The following is a 20,125-nucleotide window of genomic DNA, read 5'->3' as shown; positions in this document are numbered from 1 at the left end:
AACCGTTATAGAAAGCCATTGTAAAATGCAGTTATGAATACAAGGTAATTCAGCAACTCCATTAACTGTTGAGCAGCCCCCAAGCAGTCGCCAGTAAAGCCGCCAATTCGAGCCGTTAACCACTTTTTGAAACCTGTTCTGAACAGATACGCGACGACAGATAAAATCAAAGCGAATTCAAGACCAAACCACAGGCTAGGCAGCACGCCTACAAGCAATAAGAAGACAAGTTCGCCTTTGGTTTGTTTGTTGGCCAAAGGCTTACTTTTACTGGTATCTAAATCGCTCACGTAAGGCATGTCATAAATCAGTGATGCGGCAATCGCTCGGCTAAAGGTGTAACTTGTGACGATCACCATAAACAGCTCGGTCATGCTGACAAGTTCATTCAATAGAATCCACTTTCCAAACAGAGCCATGATGAGAGCAGATGCGCCGTATGTACCAATACGACTGTCTTTCATAATGGTCAATCGACGTTCTAACGTCATGCCGCCGCCAATGCCATCCGCCATATCGGTTAAACCATCTTCATGGAACGCGCCGGTTACCATCAGGCTAAAAACCATCATTAAAAATATAGCGACGCCACTGGGCAGTACAGCATCAAGCAGCACGAATACACCACCACATAACACGCCAAGTAAGATACCGACCGTTGAAAAGTAACGACCAGAACGATTCATACGCTCTTCTGAATAGGGCGTGTTCTTCGGCATAGGTAAACGAGAAAAGAAGCCCATTGCCAAGGAAAACAGTTCCCATTGATAAGCAACGCGATCTTTCAAAGATCTTTCCGGCAAGTCACTCATTAAACAGTGACTCCAGCACTCTCGAAGCTCGCCATATTGTTGTAAAACTCCACAGCCGCTCGGATGATTGGCATAGCTAGTGCAGCGCCTGTGCCCTCGCCTAGCCTCAATCCAAGATCGAGCAGTGGTTCAGCGTCTAGTAACTCTAATAAGATTTTGTGGCCGGACTCTTCAGAGCGGTGGGCAAATATCATATAGTCACGGCAGTTCGGTTCAATTAAGGTCGCGACATACGCAGCGGCTGATACGATAAAACCATCAACCAATACTGGCGTTCTATTTTGATAAGCCCCTAGGAAACCACCGACCATTTGAACGATTTCGTAGCCACCAACTTGTGCTAGTACCTCTTTGGTATCTTTAAGATCTGTAAGCTCTTTAACTTCTGTAAGCCCTAAACCTTTGCAACGCGCAACACCTTGCTCAACCACAGCCACTTTGCGGGTAAGCTGTTGGTTGTTGATACCTGTACCTAATCCAACACATTCAACCGCACTCCGGTTTGCTAGCGCACTTAAAATCGCTGAAGCACTGCTGGTGTTGCCGATACCCATTTCACCAAACATGATGATATTCGAACCGTTCAAAATGGTTTTAGATACAAGCTGGGCGCCGAGTTCTATGCCTCGTTCCACCGTTTCTAAACTCATTGCGGCTTCGTTGGCAAAGTTATTGGTTCGTGTACCCAAACGCTGGGAGATCAGCATCGGGCTCTCAGATTCGACTGGCAACAATATCCCCGTGTCGACTACCGTGATATCGATGTTATTCACCGCACAGAAGCAATTGATCGCCGCTCCACCGCTTAAGAAGTTCAACACCATCTGTTGCGTAACGGCACTTGGAGCAATACTCACGCCTTCATCAGCAATACCATGATCGCCTGCAAAAATGATGATGCTCGGCTTATTCAATTCGATGTGTTCAACCGCAGACTCTTGACCCTGACTTTGAATTAGAGCCAGTTGATGAGCAACCTTTTCCAGTAAACCAAGAGCGCCTAACGGCTTAGTTTTTTGATCAATGCGATGTTTGATGAACTGTGAGTATTTTGTATTTAGCATAAGATTAATGGCACTTAGATTGAGGTACGAGGTTTAGCGAACTTATTCGGCTGAAGCTAAATAGATAACTCTTACTTAGGACGAGCGACAGAGAACACATTGGCTAGCGTGGCGTATTCACCGCCACCCAATCGAGATAAAGGATCAAGTGCGAGCGCATCAATCTTCAAGCGATCGCTCTCGTTATCAATCACATCTTCGGAGATATACACCTGTTCAACTTGGGCAAATATAAGGCTTTGCGGTACTTCACCGACTTCTTTAACGTCATATAATGTACAACCAAAAGCCACGGCGCACTGCTTAACTCTTGGTAAAGAAAAGCCTTCAAATTCAACCAGCTCGATATTATTCGCGTTTACTTCAGAATCACCGTGTTCAAGGGTAGCTGCTGTCGCTGTCATTGTTTCTGCAGAACTTGAAGAAGCAATGTGAATCACAAGCTTACCCGTTTCTAGGGCGTTACGAGAGGTATCTTTGATTTCGCCCGATGGCTTCTTCCCAACCGACAACATCAATAGCGGCGGATTGCTGGAAACAGGCGTGAAATAAGAGAAAGGCGCTAGGTTGTACTCTTGGTCAGAAGATTCCGTCAATACCCATGCAATAGGCCTAGGCACAACAGTTTGTGTCATCAGATGATAAATCTGAGTAGGAGCAAGAGTATCAAGCTTGAGGTTCATAGCACGTCCTTGGTCTATGTGAATTACGACTCAGTTTACGTGTTAAGCAACCCGGTATCTATGGTTATGTAACAGAAACGCAGAGAGTGTTCTTAATTTAAACAGTTCAGCCTCTTTTCTAAACAAAACAATCACAAAACATAAAATTCATACCAACTAACCGCAAATCTCAATCACTTACCTTTGGCACTGTTATGTCTGATACAAACAGTTTGCGTGAATCATAATATCTCTATTAATAAGCACTCTATAAATAAGCTCGAAATTAATAAAAGCTCACACCGTAACTCCCAGCAGTTTTTTGGTTTTTTATTTCTAAAATCTGGTTTACTTATTGAGTAACCTTTAAAAACTATCTTTAAATTTTATTCGCTTAAAATTAAAACACTGTTTATATTAAACAAGCACTTGCAAGCAGGTTAAGGATAGCTATGAGCATTTCTGGAGACAAAACATCGGTCGTTGTAGCTGGCGCTACAGGGCTAATCGGCCGTCATGTGATGAGCTTGCTCATCGATGAACCCGCGGTTGACTATATCTATGCCTTATCCCGAAGAGCATTAGATTCACAGTATAACTCCGACAAACTTCACACACTCATTCACCGTGATCTGCAAGTCACGAGTTGGGACGATACCAAAGCAACGCCTAATCTCGGGGTTATCTGCTTAGGTACAACCAAGAAAAAAGCAGGTTCAAAAGAAGCACTACGCAAAGTCGATGTTGAACTTGTCAGCCAAGTAGCCCAATCCATGAAGTTTCTCGGCGTCCAACGAGTTGCAGTGGTGTCAAGTTACGGCGCGTCGCAAGATTCTTATTCACATTATCTTCGCTGCAAAGGGCAAATGGAGCAAAACCTAAAACGTATCGGTTTCAAACAACTTTTTATAGCGCGCCCGGGGCCACTGATTGGTGATAGAGATGAACCAAGGGCCGATGAAAAAATCCTACAAAGTGTCTTTCCTATGCTGTCGCCATTTATGTTTGGCAAATTCAAGAACCTTCGCCCGATTCAATCAAAAGATGTAGCACAAACCATGTTGTTCCGATTATTCGATAATAACTTCCAAAATGTCGAAATTTATTCTTCAAGTGATATGCTCAATTTATTAGCAAAATATCGCTAAAAAGCTCATCTATTAATCACAATGTTGGATATCCATGCACCTTAATGTGTGGATATTACTTATTGTTCTAATAAATTACTTTTCCTTATTTTACGTTTTGTTACAGAACGTTATCTTACCCTGCAGTATTCGCGCTAATACCTTAGCGCTCTATTAATTTGAAGTTATTCATAAGGAATTTAAATGTCATTCCCAGCTATCGCTGCCCTAGCGATATTCATTGGTATTCTCTTCTTTCTATATGGACAGCAGAAAAAAGAAAACACTCTTTCTCGACTTGTTTTACTCGGCTTAGTTTTTGGTAGTGTATTCGGCCTAGGCCTACAGCTGTTATTTGGTGAAGGTAACCCTATCATCAAAGAGACGTTAGACTGGGTAAATATTGTTGGTCGTGGCTACGTTGGCCTACTAAAAATGGTGATTATGCCGTTAGTGTTGGTATCAATGATTGCCGCTGTTGTGAAGCTTGAAAAAGGCGGTTCACTCGGTAAAATTTCTAGCATCACAATCTCAGTATTGTTAGCAACAACTGCGATTTCTGCAATAGTTGGTATCGCAGTGACTCAAGCATTTGGGCTTTCAGCGGAAGGCTTGACTGAAGGTGCTCGTGAAACAGCACGTATCGCAACACTAGAAAGTCGCATTGGCAGTGTAGCTGATCTGACGATTCCACAAATGCTGGTTAGTTTCATTCCAACAAATCCATTTGCAGACTTAACGGGCGCTCGCTCTACTTCTATTATCGCGGTAGTTATCTTTGGTGTACTAACCGGTATTGCAGCACGTAAAGTGATGGCAGAAAAAGAAGAGCTAGAATCACCAATTCGTACATTTGTTGAAGCTGCTCAGTCTATCGTTATGCGTTTAGTTAAAATGATCATGGCGCTAACGCCTTACGGTATCGCAGCACTAATGGCTAAGGTTGTTGCAACGTCTAGCGCGTCTGACATTCTAAGCTTACTAGGCTTCATCGTAGCGTCTTACGTAGCGATCCTATTGATGTTCGTGGTTCACGGCGTGCTAGTTTCTTTTGTTGGTGTCAACCCGAAAGAGTACTTCCAAAAAATTTGGCCTGTACTGACTTTTGCTTTCACATCGCGTAGCTCTGCTGCATCAATCCCACTGAACGTAGAAGCTCAAATTACTAAGCTAAACGTACCACCAGCGATTGCAAACCTATCTGCGTCTTTTGGTGCAACGATTGGTCAGAATGGTTGTGCGGGCATCTACCCAGCAATGCTAGCAGTCATGGTTGCGCCAACAGTCGGCATCAACCCAATGGATATCAACTTCATTCTGTCTCTGGTTGCGATTATCACAGTAAGCTCATTCGGTATTGCAGGTGTAGGTGGCGGTGCTACTTTCGCGGCACTTATCGTGCTGCCAGCGATGGGCCTTCCGGTAACTATCGCAGCATTGCTTATCTCTATCGAGCCACTTATCGATATGGCACGTACAGCACTTAACGTATCTGGTGCAATGACAGCCGGTACGATCACAAGCCGCCTATTGGGTAAGAAAGACAAGCAACAAGATCTGGAACAAGCGAACGCTTAATGGATTCGATTGAATCAAGCACTTGAATCTCGTTAAACAAAAAACCGATGCACATGCATCGGTTTTTTATTATCTGTTACTTCTAACTTCCATTACTTCACAAGCAACAGCACTTAGAGCACAAGTTGAATCACTTTTTCGGCAAGTGCTTCATCGTCATCTTCACTCAATCCGCTGATACCAATCGCGCCAATCACCAGCCCCTTTAACTCAATGGGAACACCACCTTTAAAGCCAGTGATCTTAGGGTCGGTCCAGTAACTTAAGTCTTTACCGGTTTCTCTTGCCCAAGCACCTAAGTTACCACTTGGCTGCCTGTCTCTTGCAGATGTATAAGCTTTGTTCTGTGCTAACAATCCGGCTTGAACACTCACATTATCCATGCGAATAAACGCCAGTAATTCACCATGCGTATCACACACGCTCACCGCGATTGCTTGTTGATTACGCTCAGCAATGTCGAGAGCATTAGACACCAGTTGTTGTGCGATCTTTTGATTCAACATACTCATTCCTTATGGCAGTGCTTGACCACGTGAGTACACGTATAGGTTGTACCACTCTTCACGAGATAGGTTTATCTGAGTCGCGACTGCCGAAGCTTTGATTCGCTCTTGATTCGTGGTGCCAATTACAGGTTGGATACGAGCAGGGTGACGAAGCAAAAATGCTAACACAATCGCTTCACTTTCTACGCCATATTGGTTCGCTAACTGAGCCACGTAGTGCGCTGTCTTTTTCACGTTCTCATGCTCTGAATACAAACCCTGCTCAGCAAATCGGCCTTGAGCCAAACAGCCCCAAGCTTGCAGTTGGATGTTATTCATTTGGCAATGCTCTAGCGTGCCTGCGGCGAAGTCTGATTGATGGTGCCCTTGCGAGTTAATCATCACCCCATCGTTCAACCAATCCAGCTTGGCTAAGCTCATCTCAACTTGATTCGCGACAATAGGTTGCCCTAGCGAAGATTGTAGGTACTGAATTTGATGACTGTTCATGTTCGACACACCGAAGAAATCGACCTTACCTTGCGCTTTTAAGTTCTCTAACGTTCTTGCCAGCTCATCGAGTTCCATCAAAGGATCGGGGCGATGTAATAACAGCACATCAAGCTTTTCAGTGTTCAAACGCTCGAGAATACCGTCTACCGATTGGCCTACCCAATCAGCCGAGAAATCATAACGACCAACGTTGCCACCGCCTTCAAAACGAATCCCACACTTAGATTGAATGAACATCTGTTCGCGCAGCTCAGGCGCTTGTTGTAATGCTTGACCAAAGGCTTGCTCAGCTTTGCTGAAGGTATAGATATCCGCATGGTCGAATAAGTTAATGCCCGATTCTAATGCTGTGTCGATTACGCTTCGTGTTTGAGCAACATCCGCACTCGTCACTGGATTATCATTCCAGCCACCACCTAAGCCCATGCAACCATAGGCAACTTGCCCAACATTCGGTAGATGGTTTGATAATGGGATACTCTTTTTATCACTCGTTTTGTTTGTAGATTCAATGCTGTTTGTCATATCGATTCTCGCTTAGAAGATTTGCTGACCAGAAATATGCCTCTATCATATTGTTCTTTTTAAAAAACAGAATATGCTAGTTACGAAATGATTGTTTGATATGACGAACAATAGATTGGTAGGAATGCGCGAATGAACGAACACAAAAGAATAGAACGACTGATCCTGTTTGTAGAACTTGCTCAGCAACTTAACTTTACCAAGGCAGCCAAAAAGCTCGGTATCTCTAAGAGCTACCTTTCTGAGCAGATCAAACGTTTAGAGAAAGACTTACAGTGTCCGCTTTTGGTCAGAACCACGCGCAGTGTTCGTTTAACCCAAGAAGGCGAACGCGCCTTACAACAAGGCTTAACGATTCGCTCGCAAGTCTTACAGCTTAAACGCAGTGTTTCTGAGCAACACGACATCGTCAAAGGTCTATTACGCCTTACCGCGCCAAAGATGTTTACTGAGGTATATCTATTCGATATCTGCCAACAGTTTAGGAAGCAATATCCAGAAATCCGCTTTGAGATAAACAGTAGTTACACCAACTTTAATCTCAACCAAGATGATATCGATATCGCGTTTCGTGCCACCAACACACCACCTGACAACATGGTGGCGAAACACTTGATTAGCTATCAGCATGATTTAGTCGCGACTCCCGGTTATCTTGATCAATTTGGTCGCCCTACCAATGTGAGTGACTTAAGTGATCATCAATGCTTAGCAACGCTGCACCAAACCGAGTGGCCTTTAAAATCGGCAAATATTGATGTGTCCGGCTGGCTTTCAAGTAATGACAACCACTTACTTAAGCAACGAGCTATGGCAGGCAGTGGCATCATCCGTATCGCAAGTTACTACGTTGCGAAAGAGGTCGAGCTTGGAGAGTTAGAGCGAGTGCTGCCTGAGGAGTGCCTACAACAAGGCAACAGTATTTATCTCTTCTATCCGCAAGTTATTTATCCAGCAAAGAAACACCAAGTGTTCGTTAAATTTGTTCAGGCTTACTTTGATGGTTTGAGTTTAACCAGCTGACAAGAAACCGAATGAAGCATCACAAATTCAGCAACAATTGAAAGGTTGTTTGCTGCATTTTTGTTTCTGCCTACCACAACACCTTTTCCTATTATGGCTTGTACCTGTATCTCCCTTGGATTAAACGGACAATATTTCAGGCCCGTTATGGCTTCGCTAGACTTAGTTCACCTTATATGGTCTTGGTCTTATTACATTTATATTAATGCCTAGGCATTCATTCTCTGAATCATTTTCACTGACTTAAAAATGAAATCATAACGACACACTAATTTGCATAACTTAGAGGGTGCAAATAGGTAATCAGATTACAGTGCCTATCAGGAGGATGTATGAAACCAAATCGATCTACGGTACTCACTGGACATGTAAAACACTGCCCATGTTGTTCTACCGAACTGGTCATCAAAGACCACATTCACGTTTGCCCGCGCAATGAAATTGGCGACTGTTACTTCGATGGCTACGACCAACACGAACAGCGCGCTAATACCGATTTTATCGATCATGCAAGTGCCAATGATAGCCTTGTTTACGGCATTTCAGAACACTAAGCGTTATTCAGGATTTGTAGAAGTCATTTCGCGCCAAAAAAAAATGCAGCGCCAATCGAGTGATTGTTCGCTGCATTCTTAGATCCTGTAAACTTAGCTAACCATTAAAATGGAGCTAGGCAAAACGGATTACCACATTAGATCATCAGGGATAACGAAGTCTTTATACGGGTCATCTTCATCCATTTCATCAGAGCTTGCGGTTTGAGTATCAACGATAGATTCTTCGTCGCGCATAGCAATCTTGTTCGCTACTGCTGTTGGAATAACAACATAGCTCTCGCCTTGACGAGCAATACTTAGAATGCCTTTACTTAGTTGCTTTTGAGTCAGCTCTTCTACGTAAAGATATTTAACTAGCGTACCGTCGGTGAAGTTGTATTTGATCTCACCGTTCTTCTGTTCGATCTTGTTCATCTCAATCAGTTGCTTCACTTGAGCTTTAATTTCTTTGCTCAACTGTTGTTCTTTCAACTGTTGGTTTAGCTCTTTGTCTTTCGCTTGCTGCGCCAGTTTAGTTTCTTCAGCTGCCGCTTTTGCTTCACGAGACTGAACGCGAGACTTTTTAGAGCCTTTCTTCGCCTTCTTTAATTTTTTCTCATTTACCAAGCCAGCTTTAAGCATCTGCTCTTGGAGTGTTAACTTTGCCATGACTTTCCCAGTTCAGGATTAAAAACGGCACTATCATACCTGTTTTTTAAGGTTTCTGTTTACTGAACAAGAGTAAATTACAGAACAATCGCAAAATTTATGCTGATAGCTCTAAGCTGTCGCCATATTCCCTTCTTGTTGCTCACAACCTCCACTTTACCGCGACACACAGTTTTCACTTAAGCACGCCAACATTGGCTGTTCTACCGACTCGAAACCATTATCTGACTCTATTATTCGCGCGCGTACCATTTATTATTCCAACAAGACAATATGTTAATTTTCAATGGTTAATCAATTTTATAAAACCTTGGCATATATCTCATATTTGAATAAATGCCATAGAGTTATAACTCCAATGTCATAAGTCTTGACTACGTTATTCTAGACATCAATCAATAAGGATAACGTAAACGATGAAAACTCAATGGACTTGGTTAGCTGCACTAGTGGCATCAACATCAATCGCCTCGACGTCCGCAATGGCAGATACAGATGTGTACCTCACCAACAACACCAATCAAATCATGACCATTCAAGCTCGTCACAGTGGTACAGACTTACTTGAACTCGGTAGCGAGTGGCAGCAGCATGTCGAACAAATAGGGCCTTGGGAGACCAAAAAATTGATCAGTTTCAATCGTTGGACTGGCGTAAAATCTGGGGAAACGTATGAGTTTGACACTGTGGTTTCAAATTCCATTGGAGAAACAGTCACACTGAATCAAACCATGGAGGGGCATTGGTATAACTCATCATTACAACATGGTTTGAGTGCGGCCGACATTGGTTCAGCACTGCACGATGACCGCGACATTCACCGTCGTTCGACCGATGCTTTTTACGAAAACACAGAACTGGCGCTCAAAGCTGACTCAACCGCTCGCTACGATGATATTTACTACACCATCACCCCACAGAAATTGGACGAACAGCCAGAGCCAGACGCCAACACGCTGAAAGTCATGACCTACAATATTTGGGCCCTACCCGCTATCGCTTCTCACATTGGTGACCGTTACGATCTCATCCCTCAATATGTTAAAGGCTACGACGTGTTGGCGCTTCAAGAAGTCTTCGCCAACGGACGAGGCGAGTTTTTGCGTGAACTCGCGAAAGAGTATCCTTACCAAACCAAAATGCTCGACAAAGATGGTATCAACATCTACGACGGTGGCATGATCATCGTTAGCCGCTATCCAATTGTTAATGAAGCACAATACGTTTTCCCGGATTGCACGGGAACGGATTGTTTCGCGGATAAAGGCGTGAATTACGCTGAGATCATTAAGAACGGTCAGGCTTACCATGTGTTCGGCACTCATACTGCTTCGTTCGATACGGACACGGCTCGTGATTACCGACAGCGCCAGTTTAGGCAGATGCGAGAGCTTGCACAGTCACTGGAGATACCAACATCAGAAACGGTGATTTACAGCGGTGATTTCAACGTGAACAAGCTTAAGTTCCCAGGTGACTACCAACAAATGTTCGCTAACCTGCAAGCCGTTGAGCCAGAATATTCAGGTTATACCGCTTCAACCTTTGATCCTCGCATCAATAACTTTGCTGGCGAGCCAATGTCTGGCGGGGAGAATGTTGAATACTTGGATTACGTGGTATTGAGTTCAGAGTACGGACAAAAAGCTCACAACAATAACCGCGTTGATATTCCTCGCTCAACCAGCAGTGAATTATGGAAGCACTACAACCTTTCAGATCACTTCCCTGTTAGTGCTGTCATCAAGTAACGCGGTGAACAGATAATGCATCGAGTTATATTAATCCTAATGCTCGTCGTTGTGACGAGCATTGTTGGCTATTCATGGTCATCGAAATCGACTGAAACGCCGCTCTCTTCTTCCCAACACACAGAAGCAAAACAGCACGTTTCTAAAACGACTGATGACAATCGTCCCATATCCAATACAGCAGGCCGTTCAAACAATTCAGCTTCGCGAGGTACACAAATCCAAGCGAAAAAAACGCACGAAAAAGCGTATGCAAAGAACTTAACTGAACTTGAAGGTAAGGCGCTGGTGAATCAACTCGATGAATTTTGGAAACTTTGCCAACAAGCTGATAACTGCACTGAACAACTCGCCCAGTTGAAATCTGACTTACCAGAAGAATGGCTTAAGTTATTGAGTGACTACCCGCAACTTTCTGCCGACTGGCAAGTAGCAGAAAGCGCGATTCCACTCGAATCCATCGACTCTCTGGAAGAGCGTGTTGAGCTGTTTAAGCAGTCTGCAGAACAGGTTTGGGGAGAGCTAGCCCACCAGATATTTGCTGATCAATTTACGCATTTGGACTTTACGCTCAGTGCAAGCACATTTAAGGAAGTTGAAGCGACTGATTTTATGTTGCACTACCAAGAGCTGATCGCTGAATGGGAGAATGAAACGGAAACATTAAACGTAGAGACTCCGTCTCAAAAATACGAACTTGCGGTCTCCTTGCTACCAAACAGCTACAGCTCTAGCGAGTTAGCGACTATCAAGTCAAAACTTCAAGAGACATATTTGGATGAAGCACAAGCCGACAATATTGCCGTGCGCGAACAGCAAATGACGCAACAACACCAGGCTGTGAGGGCTTATAACGAGCAGCTTGATCAGCTCAAAGCGACCTTAGACTCTCAACGCTCATCAAATTATGCAACTTGGACTCAACAAGAATGGGACAGTTACTATCAACAGCAAGTCACCAATTTCCGGGAGCAGTTTTTTAGCAAGTAACGCTTTAACTTAAGCCGTCACGAAACTGCGTGGGCGTTTTGTGCAGCCAGCCTTTAAACGCCCTTCTGAAGTTTGCAGGATCACTATAACCGAGTCTTTCACCGATATCGTCGATGTTCATGGTTGTACCGAGCAGTAGTTCTTTGGCTAACTCAACTCGGATTTCGGTAATTAATGCTTGATAGTTGGAATTGTGAGAGACCAGTTCTCGTCTGAGTGTGCGAGAGCTGCAACCAAACTCTACCGCGAGTTGCTCTATAGTCGGGAAGTTACCTGCTGTTTGATAGAAGATCGTTTTGATCTGACTCGTCAGCAAATGCTTTGAATCGAGAGTTTCTACTATCGACTGACAAGAAGCGAGGTAGCGTTTGAGCGTTGTGGTATCACGCGTGGCTAATGTTTTTGATAGAACCGAAGCGCCAAAGCGCAGTTCGCAAAAATTGTCTCTAAAAACCACCGGACATTGAAAACGCTCTTCATAAAGCTTGGCGTAACTTGGCTGGTCATAAGGGAAAGAGAGTGTTTGAATGGCTAATTGGCCTCCCGTTAACTCCTTGAACAACGAAACAATCGAACTAAGGAAATACTCGTTACAGAATGGAAGTAACTCTCCTACCTCCAAGGTGTTTTCAATTTGAATTACCGCGTATTCAGTATCAACAATCAGCTTAACCGAGAATATAGGCCCATTTAATCGCAGGTATTTAAAGCCAGACTTAATAGCTTCGCCTACGTTGTGACTGGTCGACAATGCATAACCCAACACACCAAAATGGCTCAAGCTGGCATGTTCTCCCAACCATAAACCCAGACCATCATGTGGAAAGCTTTGGTTAGCCACACTAAAGATGGACAGTTTATCCGCGTAAGTCAGCTTCCCATTTGGGTTTTGCCAATCTAGGCTTTCTAACCCAGCACTAGCAAGCAGCGTGTCAATGTCGGCGCCTCTTTGCGCTAGTGTATTCAGCAACAACGCGACATCCAATGTGCCTAATTGGTGGCGATGCTCCGTTGGCATGTATTCAGCGATAATTTCCAATTGTCCCTCCTTATAAGAGCGCGCGCATAACTAATGTGCCGTAGCAAAGTCGTGATTCACCGCAATTTTTGTCCGAATTTGACCTCCAAATTCTACGTTACTCGTCGCACAATACTGTCAATTGTTAAATTTATGTGAACCATCGCAATGATAAAAACGAATCCAGCCCCACACAGTTTGATTGATTTTAATGGTCAGCCGACAATTGGACATTTTGATGGTATCCCGAAACAACTGAATATCGATAACTTTGACTACCGAAATACAATGGATGCAAAAGCAACCCCTTGGCAGAAGCACTTCCATTACAAGCAATTTCAATTTGTAAGCGTTGTTACCGAGACACACATCATCGGTGTTGCTATTGCAGATATTCGCTACTTGGGCTCAGCATTTTGTTATCTGTACGACATCGAAAATAACCACCTAGAAGAGTGCTCTTGGTTAAGGCCGTTAGGGTTTGATAAACAGGTGGCTACTTCGCCATTTGACGGTACAACGTCCATTGCAAACCAACGCATCACCTTTGATATTTTAGGAGGACAATGGAAAGTTAGCTTGAGTACCAAGCACATCAAGGCCGAGATCACTTTAGAACCTGAGACGAATAGCTTACCCATAGCGATGTGTAGCCCAACAGGTTACTCGGGTTGGACCTACACCCAAAAGCATAACGCGTTAAAAGTAATAGGCAGCCTTGAGATTAACCAACAACCTATTTCCCTAGAGCAAGCTCGTGCTGGCTATGATTTCTCTGCGGGATACATGAGGCGCGAAACCAGTTGGCGGTGGGCCAGCATCAACACACAATCCAATAATGCCGACATCGGCCTCAACCTCGCGGCAGGTGTCAATGAAACTGGGGGATGCGAAAACGTATTGTGGGTGAATGGAACCAGACATCTTCTTAACTCAGTACAGTTTACGTTCAATCGCCAAGATGCGGATTTACCTTGGCAGATAACATCACAAGATGGACGCATTAACCTAACCTTTACACCCCTTAATAACCGCAGCGAAAAGCTCAACTTATGGCTGCTCAAAAGTAACTTCCGTCAGTTTATCGGTCACTTTTCTGGCTCAATTAAAGACAACGACGGTATAGCCCATGAGCTCGACAGTGTAATCGGCCTAACGGAAGATCACTTTGCTCGCTGGTAGAAGCAACACTCCAGCTCTGATTCTCAAACACGAGTATACGAACAGGAACCAGAAATGAATTTCGACGCATTGATCAATCACCCGGAATGGCTACTGTTAATATTAGCCCCTCTATTCGGAATCTGTATGCTGGCCGAGTATTTTATTGGTCAGAAGCAAGGTCAATTACCAGACAATTCGAGTTACAAGCTATCGGAAGTCATGTGTAACTTCACGTTAGCAGGCATGCATCAGCTATCCGATTTGTTAACCGGGTTGCTGATCGTTCAGCTCTATCTTTGGCTATTTGGTTGGCGCTTAATGGATATTGAAATGGGAGTGTTGAGTTTCGTTGTATTGATGGTTCTACAAGACTTTTTTTACTACTGGTTTCACAGAGCAAGCCATCGAGTTCGCTGGATGTGGGCTGCACACGTAGCGCACCACAGTTCAGAATGCATGAATTTCAGTACCGCATTTCGTCAGAGTTTAATGTACCCAATCGCGGGAATGTGGTTATTTTGGGTGCCACTAGTCATCATAGGTTTTGATCCTAAATGGGTGGTGTTTGTGGTGCTGCTTAACCTTGGACTGCAGTTCTTTGTGCATACCCAGTGGATACGAAGCTTAGGCCCGATGGAACACCTCTTCAACACGCCATCACATCACCGGGTTCATCACGGCAGAAACCCGCAATACATCGATAAGAACTATGCTGGCGTGCTTATTATCTGGGACAAATTATTTGGTACGTTTGAACCAGAAGTAGAAATCGTTCGTTACGGTGTCACCAAACCTATAGAGAGTTTCAATCCCATAACGGTGACCTTTCAAGAATGGAAAGCCATATTCAAAGATTTGAGGAACCGAGAGTTAACCATGAAACAGAAAGTCAAATTGATGCTCTCCCCACCGTCGGATTAAACGAACAATAGACAGATTGTATTGACTAAGAAACGGTCTCAACGGGATTAAAAAGCATACCCACGCGACTCGATTGAAGAGTAAAGCACCGTTTTCCGGCAATTTATTTGTGATCTGGGTTGCACGCGTACCACATCCTGTCAGATACTGAGCAAAACTAACCTTTAGCCACAGTAAACGGCCCCCGCTTGCTGTTCAGGAAATTCAATGAGTTCAGATAATCAGCCAACCTACTTCTTTTTCGATTACGAAACATGGGGCGTGAGCCCGGCAAAAGACCGTCCAAGTCAGTTTGCGGGGGTTCGTACCGACCAAGATTTCAATGTTATCGGAGAGCCTTTGGTTATCTATTGCCAGCCTCCTGCTGATTATCTGCCTGCACCTGAGGCCGCATTGATCACTGGTATCACGCCACAAAAAGCAATGACTCAAGGCCTACCTGAACCTGAGTTTATCGCTAAGATTCATGCCGAACTTGCTAAGCCAAACACCACAAGCCTTGGCTACAACAGCATCCGATTCGATGACGAAGTAACGAGATACACCTGTTACCGTAACTTCATTGACCCGTATGCATGGAGTTGGCAAAACGGTAACTCACGCTGGGATCTACTCGACGTGATGCGCGCCGTACATGCACTTCGCCCTGAAGGTATTGTTTGGCCAGAGAATGACGAAGGCTTCCCAAGTTTCAAACTGGAACACCTCTCTGTGGCAAATGGCATTGAACACGAAAACGCGCACGATGCGATGGCCGATGTTATCGCAACCATCGAATTAGCGAAAAAGCTAAAAGCCGCACAACCTAAGATGTTTGATTACCTCTATAACATGCGCCACAAGCGTAAATTGAATGAGTTAGTCGACATCGTAACCATGACACCTCTAATGCACGTATCAGGCATGTTCGGCCGTGATTGTAATTACACCAGCTGGATTGTGCCTATGGCTTGGCACCCAACCAACCAAAATGCCGTTATCGTTGTGGATTTAGCAAAAGATCCAACACCTTTATTTGACCTAGATTCAGAAGCTTTACGTGACAGGCTCTATACTAAGCGCACTGAACTTGCTGAAGACGAGTTACCAGTACCAATCAAATTGGTTCATTTAAACAAGTGCCCTATTCTTGCGCCAGCAAAAACGCTGACCGCAGAAAACGCGGAAACTATTGGTATCGACCGTCAGCAATGTTTGAAAAACTTGGCACTGTTACGCGAACATCCAGAAATACGTGAAAAATTGATTGGTTTGTACTCACAAGAAAGAGAGTACGAGAAGAGTGACGATGTCGACACTCACCTTTACGATGGTTTCTTCTCACCAGCCGATAAAACGGCGATGAACATCATTCGTGAAACAGACCCGAACAACTTGGCGGCTTTAGATATTACTTTTAGTGACGAACGAATTAAGCCTTTGTTATTCCGTTATCGCGCTCGCCACTTCCCATGGACGCTCGACGAATCTGAACAATTGAAATGGGCGAACCATTGTCGTGAGTTCTATGAGAGCCGCTTAGAAGAGTACATGCTGAATCTAGAAAATCTCGCGCACGAACATGAAAGTGACGAGAAGCAAATGGCGATCTTAAAGGCGGTTTATCAGTACGTTGAAAAGTTAGCTAGCTAATTCCATTATCAAGAGACATGACACTTTGAAAGAAAGATTGATCCAACTGGTTTACTGCTTAATCTCCTTCACCTTAATCATTGGTGCTCTCACAGCAGGTAACGCATTACAGCAATTTTTGGAAACCTCAATTCCCGGTAGTATTTTTGGCATGTTGATTCTGTTTTCCGCCATGGTGATTGGTATTGTCCCTCCGCACTGGGTACAGCCCGGCGCCAGCTTGATTATTCGTTTGATGATCTTGTTGTTCGTTCCAATCAGTGTTGGGTTAATGGATCACTTCGAATTGCTTATCGCCAATGCACTGCCAATCATGGCCAGTGCCGTTGGTGGAACGCTCATCGTCTTGGTTTCGTTATCCTGGTTCTTAGACCGCTTACTTTCGAGAGGTAAATAGTCATGTGGATTCTACTGACTATTGTGGTATTTCTGTTTGCTCGTTGGGTAAGCCAAAAAGTGAACTCTCCGCTGTGTAATCCTTTGTTAATCAGCATTGGCATCATTATCCCAGTTCTAATGTTCTTCAAAGTACCCTTTGAAGCCTATTACGCAGACAACACTTGGATTACTTACATGCTTCAACCTGCGGTTGTTGCACTTGCTTACCCTTTGTATGAACAGTTACCTCAAATCAGAGCTAACTGGCGTATTATTACCTTTGCCTGCACATTAGGCAGTGTGATGTCGATGACTACAACCGCATTAATTGCTGTAGCTTTCAAAGCGGATTTGAGCTTGATTGCGAGTTTATTGGGTAAATCAGTCACTACACCTATCGCGATGGAAGTATCGAGCCATTTAGGTGGTGAAGCAGCCATTGCGGCAATTTTGGTCTTGATTGTCGGCCTATTCGGGGCGATTTTTGCTTACCCTATTTACAACCTGATTGGCATTAAGAGCCCAGTTGCCAGAGGTTTAACCATGGGTACGGTTTCTCACGCGTTGGGCACCGCGACTTGTGCAGAAAAGAACCAAGAAGATGCCGCATTCAGTTCATTGGCATTGGTACTTTGCGGGGTTATCACTTCAATCATTGCCCCTAGCGTGTTTTCCGTCGTGGTTTGGCTCTATTCTTAACTAGCCAGATGACAAGATACGAGTAATAAGCCTCCACCAAACAACACTTGCAAGCTCTTTTAATCGCTTACAAGTGTTTTCAATACCAAATCAGCCCAAGCAGTACTCTGTTTATTTCAGAGTCTGTTTGGGCTTCTTATTTTGGACAATAAATGCGATATCACGTGTTGTTTTCAATCTTGCAATCGATTTCATTTGTGACCTCACTCTAATTATGCAATACAATGTAACAATGGAATTGAAATAGTGATAATAGTCACAGAAATATCCTGAACATTGCATAAGATTAAAGTCTAAGGTCAATTAAGGATTCAACATGAACAGTCGTATTACCCTGGCGCTGGAAAGTGCTCCCTCTTCAATTCAAGTACTTTTAAGCGACATCGTATTAGCAGACAACTTTGACGCAACATTCTCTCCAGAACAATTTGCCAGCCTACTGCAAGCAAGTGGATTAGCGGATGACGAACTGCGTATTGCGTTGCTTCCTTTTGCTGCAGCCTATGCTTACGTACCGCTCTCGAACTTCTATGTTGGTGCTATCGTGCGTGGTTTGTCTGGTACTTTGTATTTTGGTGCAAACCTTGAAATCGCCGGAGCTCAACTTGGCCAAACCGTACACGCTGAGCAATCTGCGATCAGCCATGCTTGGATGAAAGGTGAAGAAGGTATCTCGGATATCACAATCAACTTCAGCCCTTGTGGACACTGCCGCCAATTCATGAACGAACTGACGACAGCAAAAGAGCTCAAAGTTCAGCTTCCACAACGTGATGAAATGTCACTACAAGAATACCTGCCAGATTCATTCGGCCCAGCAGATCTAGGCATCACAACGGGATTAATGGCTAAACTGAATCATGAATATCAGTCGGATGAAACGACCCCGCTTGTCGTCCGTGCCTTAGAAGCGTTAAACCGCAGCCACGCACCTTACACGAAGAACCTAAGTGGTGTTTCACTACAACTGACAACGGGTGAGATGTTCACCGGTGCTTACGCAGAAAACGCGGCATTCAACCCAAGTCTACCGCCGCTACAAGTAGCCTTGGTTCAACTTAAGATGGCTGGCTTCGATTTCGAACAAATTGAAAACGCTGCCTTAGTTGAGATTGCTGATGGTAGCATCAGTCACCTAGCCGATACTCAGTCTACGTTAGAAGCAATTAACCCCGATATTCCAGTGACTTACTTAGCAATCTAAGTACATCTGGTTAACAATATTTTAAATAAGCAGCCCTACTTTTCGGAGCTGCTTTTTTTATGCCTGTAATGAACGGAACAACCAAAGCAAACGTTTGCTTTTATCATGCAAATCAGTATGATCACCCCGTTTTCAATCAATCGTTCATAAGGTCGGAAGGAATTTCTATGTTTGGTACTGCTACTCGTGAAAATGCTACTCGTGTACTTCTATTAGGTTCAGGTGAACTCGGCAAAGAAGTTGCTATCGAGTGCCAACGTTTAGGTTTGGAAGTTATTGCATGTGACCGTTACGCTGATGCACCCGCGATGCAAATTGCACATCGTAGCCATGTATTAGACATGTTAGATGGCGATGCACTGCAAGCAGTCATTAAACTCGAAAAACCAGATTATGTGGTTCCAGAAATAGAAGCTATTGCCACCAGCAAATTGGTAGAACTAGAAGCACAAGGCTTGAATGTTGTTCCAACGGCTAATGCGACGAAACTGACAATGAACCGAGAAGGTATTCGTCGTCTTGCAGCTGAAGAGCTAAAACTGAGCACTTCACCTTACCGCTTTGCAGACACCTTCGAAGACTTCGCCGCTGCTGTTGATTTCGTAGGTATGCCTTGCGTTGTTAAGCCTGTGATGAGTTCTTCAGGCAAAGGCCAAAGCATTATCAGAACTGAAGAAGACATCCAGAAATCTTGGGACTACGCACAAGAAGGTGGTCGTACTGGCGCGGGTCGTGTGATTGTTGAAGGCTTCATCGACTTTGATTACGAGATCACTCTGTTAACCGTTCGCGCTGTTGATGGTGTTCACTTCTGTGCGCCTATCGGTCACCGCCAAGAAGACGGTGATTACCGCGAATCATGGCAACCACAAGTGATGTCAGACAATGCCTTGAAAGCGGCACAATACACAGCAGAACAAGTGGTTAACGCACTAGGCGGTCACGGTATCTTCGGTGTTGAACTGTTCGTTAAAGGCGATCACGTTATCTTCAACGAAGTATCCCCTCGCCCACACGATACTGGCTTAGTGACATTAATGTCTCAAGATTCATCTGAATTCGCACTGCACGTACGCGCATTTACTGGTATGCCGATCAAATCAATCACACAATACGGCCCGTGTGCATCAGCGGTTATCCTAGGGCAAGGCACTTCAACCAACATTCGCTTTGAAGGCCTTGTAGAAGCACTAGACGCACCACAAACGCAAGTTCGTTTGTTTGGTAAGCCTGACATTGATGGTCGTCGTCGTCTTGGTGTGGCGTTAACTCGTCGTAACAGCACAGAAGCAGCAATCCAAGATGCCATTGAAAGCGCTGCTAAAGTAAAAGTGATTTATTAACCTTCTATTCAATTCTGAACAATCACGA

20 protein-coding genes are annotated in these 20,125 nt (G+C 44.2%); 13 read left to right on the top strand and 7 right to left on the bottom strand.

Going from position 1 to position 20,125, the window contains the following annotated elements:
* Positions 1-5 precede the first annotated feature (5 nt).
* The 3 genes from WR49_RS11440 to WR49_RS11430 form a co-directional block, all read right to left on the bottom strand.
* On the bottom strand, positions 6-812 hold the full coding sequence (locus WR49_RS11440) for an adenosylcobinamide-GDP ribazoletransferase (RefSeq protein WP_046224091.1): 807 nt from the start codon (positions 810-812) through the stop codon (positions 6-8).
* A complete protein-coding gene (gene cobT / locus WR49_RS11435; protein ID WP_046224090.1) occupies positions 812-1,876 on the bottom strand; it encodes a nicotinate-nucleotide--dimethylbenzimidazole phosphoribosyltransferase in 1,065 nt (354 codons plus the stop codon). Before cobT ends, WR49_RS11440 begins: the two co-directional genes overlap by 1 nt.
* 71 nt (positions 1,877-1,947) lie before the next feature.
* Positions 1,948-2,559: a flavin reductase family protein gene (locus tag WR49_RS11430; RefSeq protein WP_046224089.1), complete on the bottom strand. Its 612-nt coding sequence runs from the start codon at positions 2,557-2,559 to the stop codon at positions 1,948-1,950.
* A 431-nt stretch (positions 2,560-2,990) separates the two neighbouring features.
* On the opposite strand from WR49_RS11430, the gene WR49_RS11425 reads away from it, so the two are divergent.
* Together WR49_RS11425 and WR49_RS11420 are read left to right on the top strand one after the other, a co-directional pair.
* Positions 2,991-3,686: an NAD-dependent epimerase/dehydratase family protein gene (locus tag WR49_RS11425; RefSeq protein WP_046224088.1), complete on the top strand. Its 696-nt coding sequence runs from the start codon at positions 2,991-2,993 to the stop codon at positions 3,684-3,686.
* Between the two features lie 183 nt (positions 3,687-3,869).
* Positions 3,870-5,243 carry an L-cystine transporter gene (locus tag WR49_RS11420; RefSeq protein WP_017057435.1) on the top strand — a complete coding sequence of 458 codons (1,374 nt, stop codon included), beginning with the start codon at positions 3,870-3,872 and terminating at the stop codon, positions 5,241-5,243.
* Between the two features lie 113 nt (positions 5,244-5,356).
* Here the strand turns inward: WR49_RS11420 and WR49_RS11415 are convergent, their stop codons facing one another.
* Complete coding sequence (locus WR49_RS11415; RefSeq protein WP_046224087.1) at positions 5,357-5,749, bottom strand: GlcG/HbpS family heme-binding protein; 393 nt, start codon at positions 5,747-5,749, stop codon at positions 5,357-5,359.
* A gap of 9 nt (positions 5,750-5,758) precedes the next feature.
* Positions 5,759-6,769 carry an aldo/keto reductase gene (locus WR49_RS11410; protein WP_046224086.1) on the bottom strand — a complete coding sequence of 337 codons (1,011 nt, stop codon included), beginning with the start codon at positions 6,767-6,769 and terminating at the stop codon, positions 5,759-5,761.
* A 132-nt stretch (positions 6,770-6,901) separates the two neighbouring features.
* On the opposite strand from WR49_RS11410, the gene WR49_RS11405 reads away from it, so the two are divergent.
* Both WR49_RS11405 and WR49_RS11400 read left to right on the top strand, forming a co-directional pair.
* Complete coding sequence (locus WR49_RS11405; protein ID WP_046224085.1) at positions 6,902-7,792, top strand: LysR family transcriptional regulator; 891 nt, start codon at positions 6,902-6,904, stop codon at positions 7,790-7,792.
* Positions 7,793-8,124: 332 nt separating this feature from the next.
* Positions 8,125-8,346 carry a hypothetical protein gene (locus WR49_RS11400; protein WP_017057439.1) on the top strand — a complete coding sequence of 74 codons (222 nt, stop codon included), beginning with the start codon at positions 8,125-8,127 and terminating at the stop codon, positions 8,344-8,346.
* 129 nt (positions 8,347-8,475) lie between these two features.
* On the opposite strand, the gene WR49_RS11395 is transcribed toward WR49_RS11400, so the two are convergent.
* Positions 8,476-8,997 (bottom strand): DUF2058 domain-containing protein, encoded by a 522-nt coding sequence (locus WR49_RS11395; RefSeq protein WP_046224084.1) that lies wholly within the window; start codon positions 8,995-8,997, stop codon positions 8,476-8,478.
* A gap of 416 nt (positions 8,998-9,413) precedes the next feature.
* Here WR49_RS11395 and WR49_RS11390 point away from each other — a divergent pair, with 416 nt between their 5' ends.
* Both WR49_RS11390 and WR49_RS11385 read left to right on the top strand, forming a co-directional pair.
* Complete coding sequence (locus tag WR49_RS11390; RefSeq protein ID WP_046224083.1) at positions 9,414-10,748, top strand: sphingomyelin phosphodiesterase; 1,335 nt, start codon at positions 9,414-9,416, stop codon at positions 10,746-10,748.
* Positions 10,749-10,787: 39 nt separating this feature from the next.
* Positions 10,788-11,738, top strand: coding sequence for a hypothetical protein (locus WR49_RS11385; RefSeq protein ID WP_046224082.1), 951 nt, complete (start codon positions 10,788-10,790; stop codon positions 11,736-11,738).
* 4 nt (positions 11,739-11,742) lie between these two features.
* On the opposite strand, the gene WR49_RS11380 is transcribed toward WR49_RS11385, so the two are convergent.
* Complete coding sequence (locus tag WR49_RS11380) at positions 11,743-12,777, bottom strand: AraC family transcriptional regulator (RefSeq protein ID WP_046224081.1); 1,035 nt, start codon at positions 12,775-12,777, stop codon at positions 11,743-11,745.
* Positions 12,778-12,924: 147 nt separating this feature from the next.
* Between WR49_RS11380 and WR49_RS11375 the strand changes: the two genes are divergently transcribed.
* The 7 genes from WR49_RS11375 to purT all read left to right on the top strand — a co-directional run bounded on the left by WR49_RS11375 (position 12,925) and on the right by purT (position 20,097).
* A complete protein-coding gene (locus tag WR49_RS11375; RefSeq protein ID WP_046224080.1) occupies positions 12,925-13,938 on the top strand; it encodes a DUF2804 domain-containing protein in 1,014 nt (337 codons plus the stop codon).
* 54 nt (positions 13,939-13,992) lie between these two features.
* Complete coding sequence (locus tag WR49_RS11370; RefSeq protein ID WP_046224079.1) at positions 13,993-14,841, top strand: sterol desaturase family protein; 849 nt, start codon at positions 13,993-13,995, stop codon at positions 14,839-14,841.
* 207 nt (positions 14,842-15,048) lie between these two features.
* Entirely contained in the window at positions 15,049-16,473 is a 1,425-nt protein-coding gene (gene sbcB / locus WR49_RS11365; RefSeq protein WP_046224078.1) for an exodeoxyribonuclease I, read from the top strand.
* Positions 16,474-16,498: 25 nt separating this feature from the next.
* A complete protein-coding gene (locus WR49_RS11360) occupies positions 16,499-16,870 on the top strand; it encodes a CidA/LrgA family protein (RefSeq protein WP_017057447.1) in 372 nt (123 codons plus the stop codon).
* Positions 16,871-16,872: 2 nt separating this feature from the next.
* Positions 16,873-17,550 (top strand): LrgB family protein, encoded by a 678-nt coding sequence (locus WR49_RS11355; RefSeq protein WP_046224077.1) that lies wholly within the window; start codon positions 16,873-16,875, stop codon positions 17,548-17,550.
* A 316-nt stretch (positions 17,551-17,866) separates the two neighbouring features.
* Positions 17,867-18,754, top strand: coding sequence for a cytidine deaminase (gene cdd, locus WR49_RS11350; RefSeq protein WP_046224076.1), 888 nt, complete (start codon positions 17,867-17,869; stop codon positions 18,752-18,754).
* Positions 18,755-18,921: 167 nt separating this feature from the next.
* On the top strand, positions 18,922-20,097 hold the full coding sequence (gene purT / locus WR49_RS11345; protein WP_046224075.1) for a formate-dependent phosphoribosylglycinamide formyltransferase: 1,176 nt from the start codon (positions 18,922-18,924) through the stop codon (positions 20,095-20,097).
* Positions 20,098-20,125: the final 28 nt, after the last annotated feature.

It is taken from the genome of Vibrio sp. ECSMB14106, from assembly GCF_000972265.1.
GTDB classification, from domain to species: domain Bacteria; phylum Pseudomonadota; class Gammaproteobacteria; order Enterobacterales; family Vibrionaceae; genus Vibrio; species Vibrio kanaloae.
The sequence above is the reverse complement of the archived record's forward strand: the minus strand, read 5'-3'. Positions and strand labels throughout refer to the sequence as shown.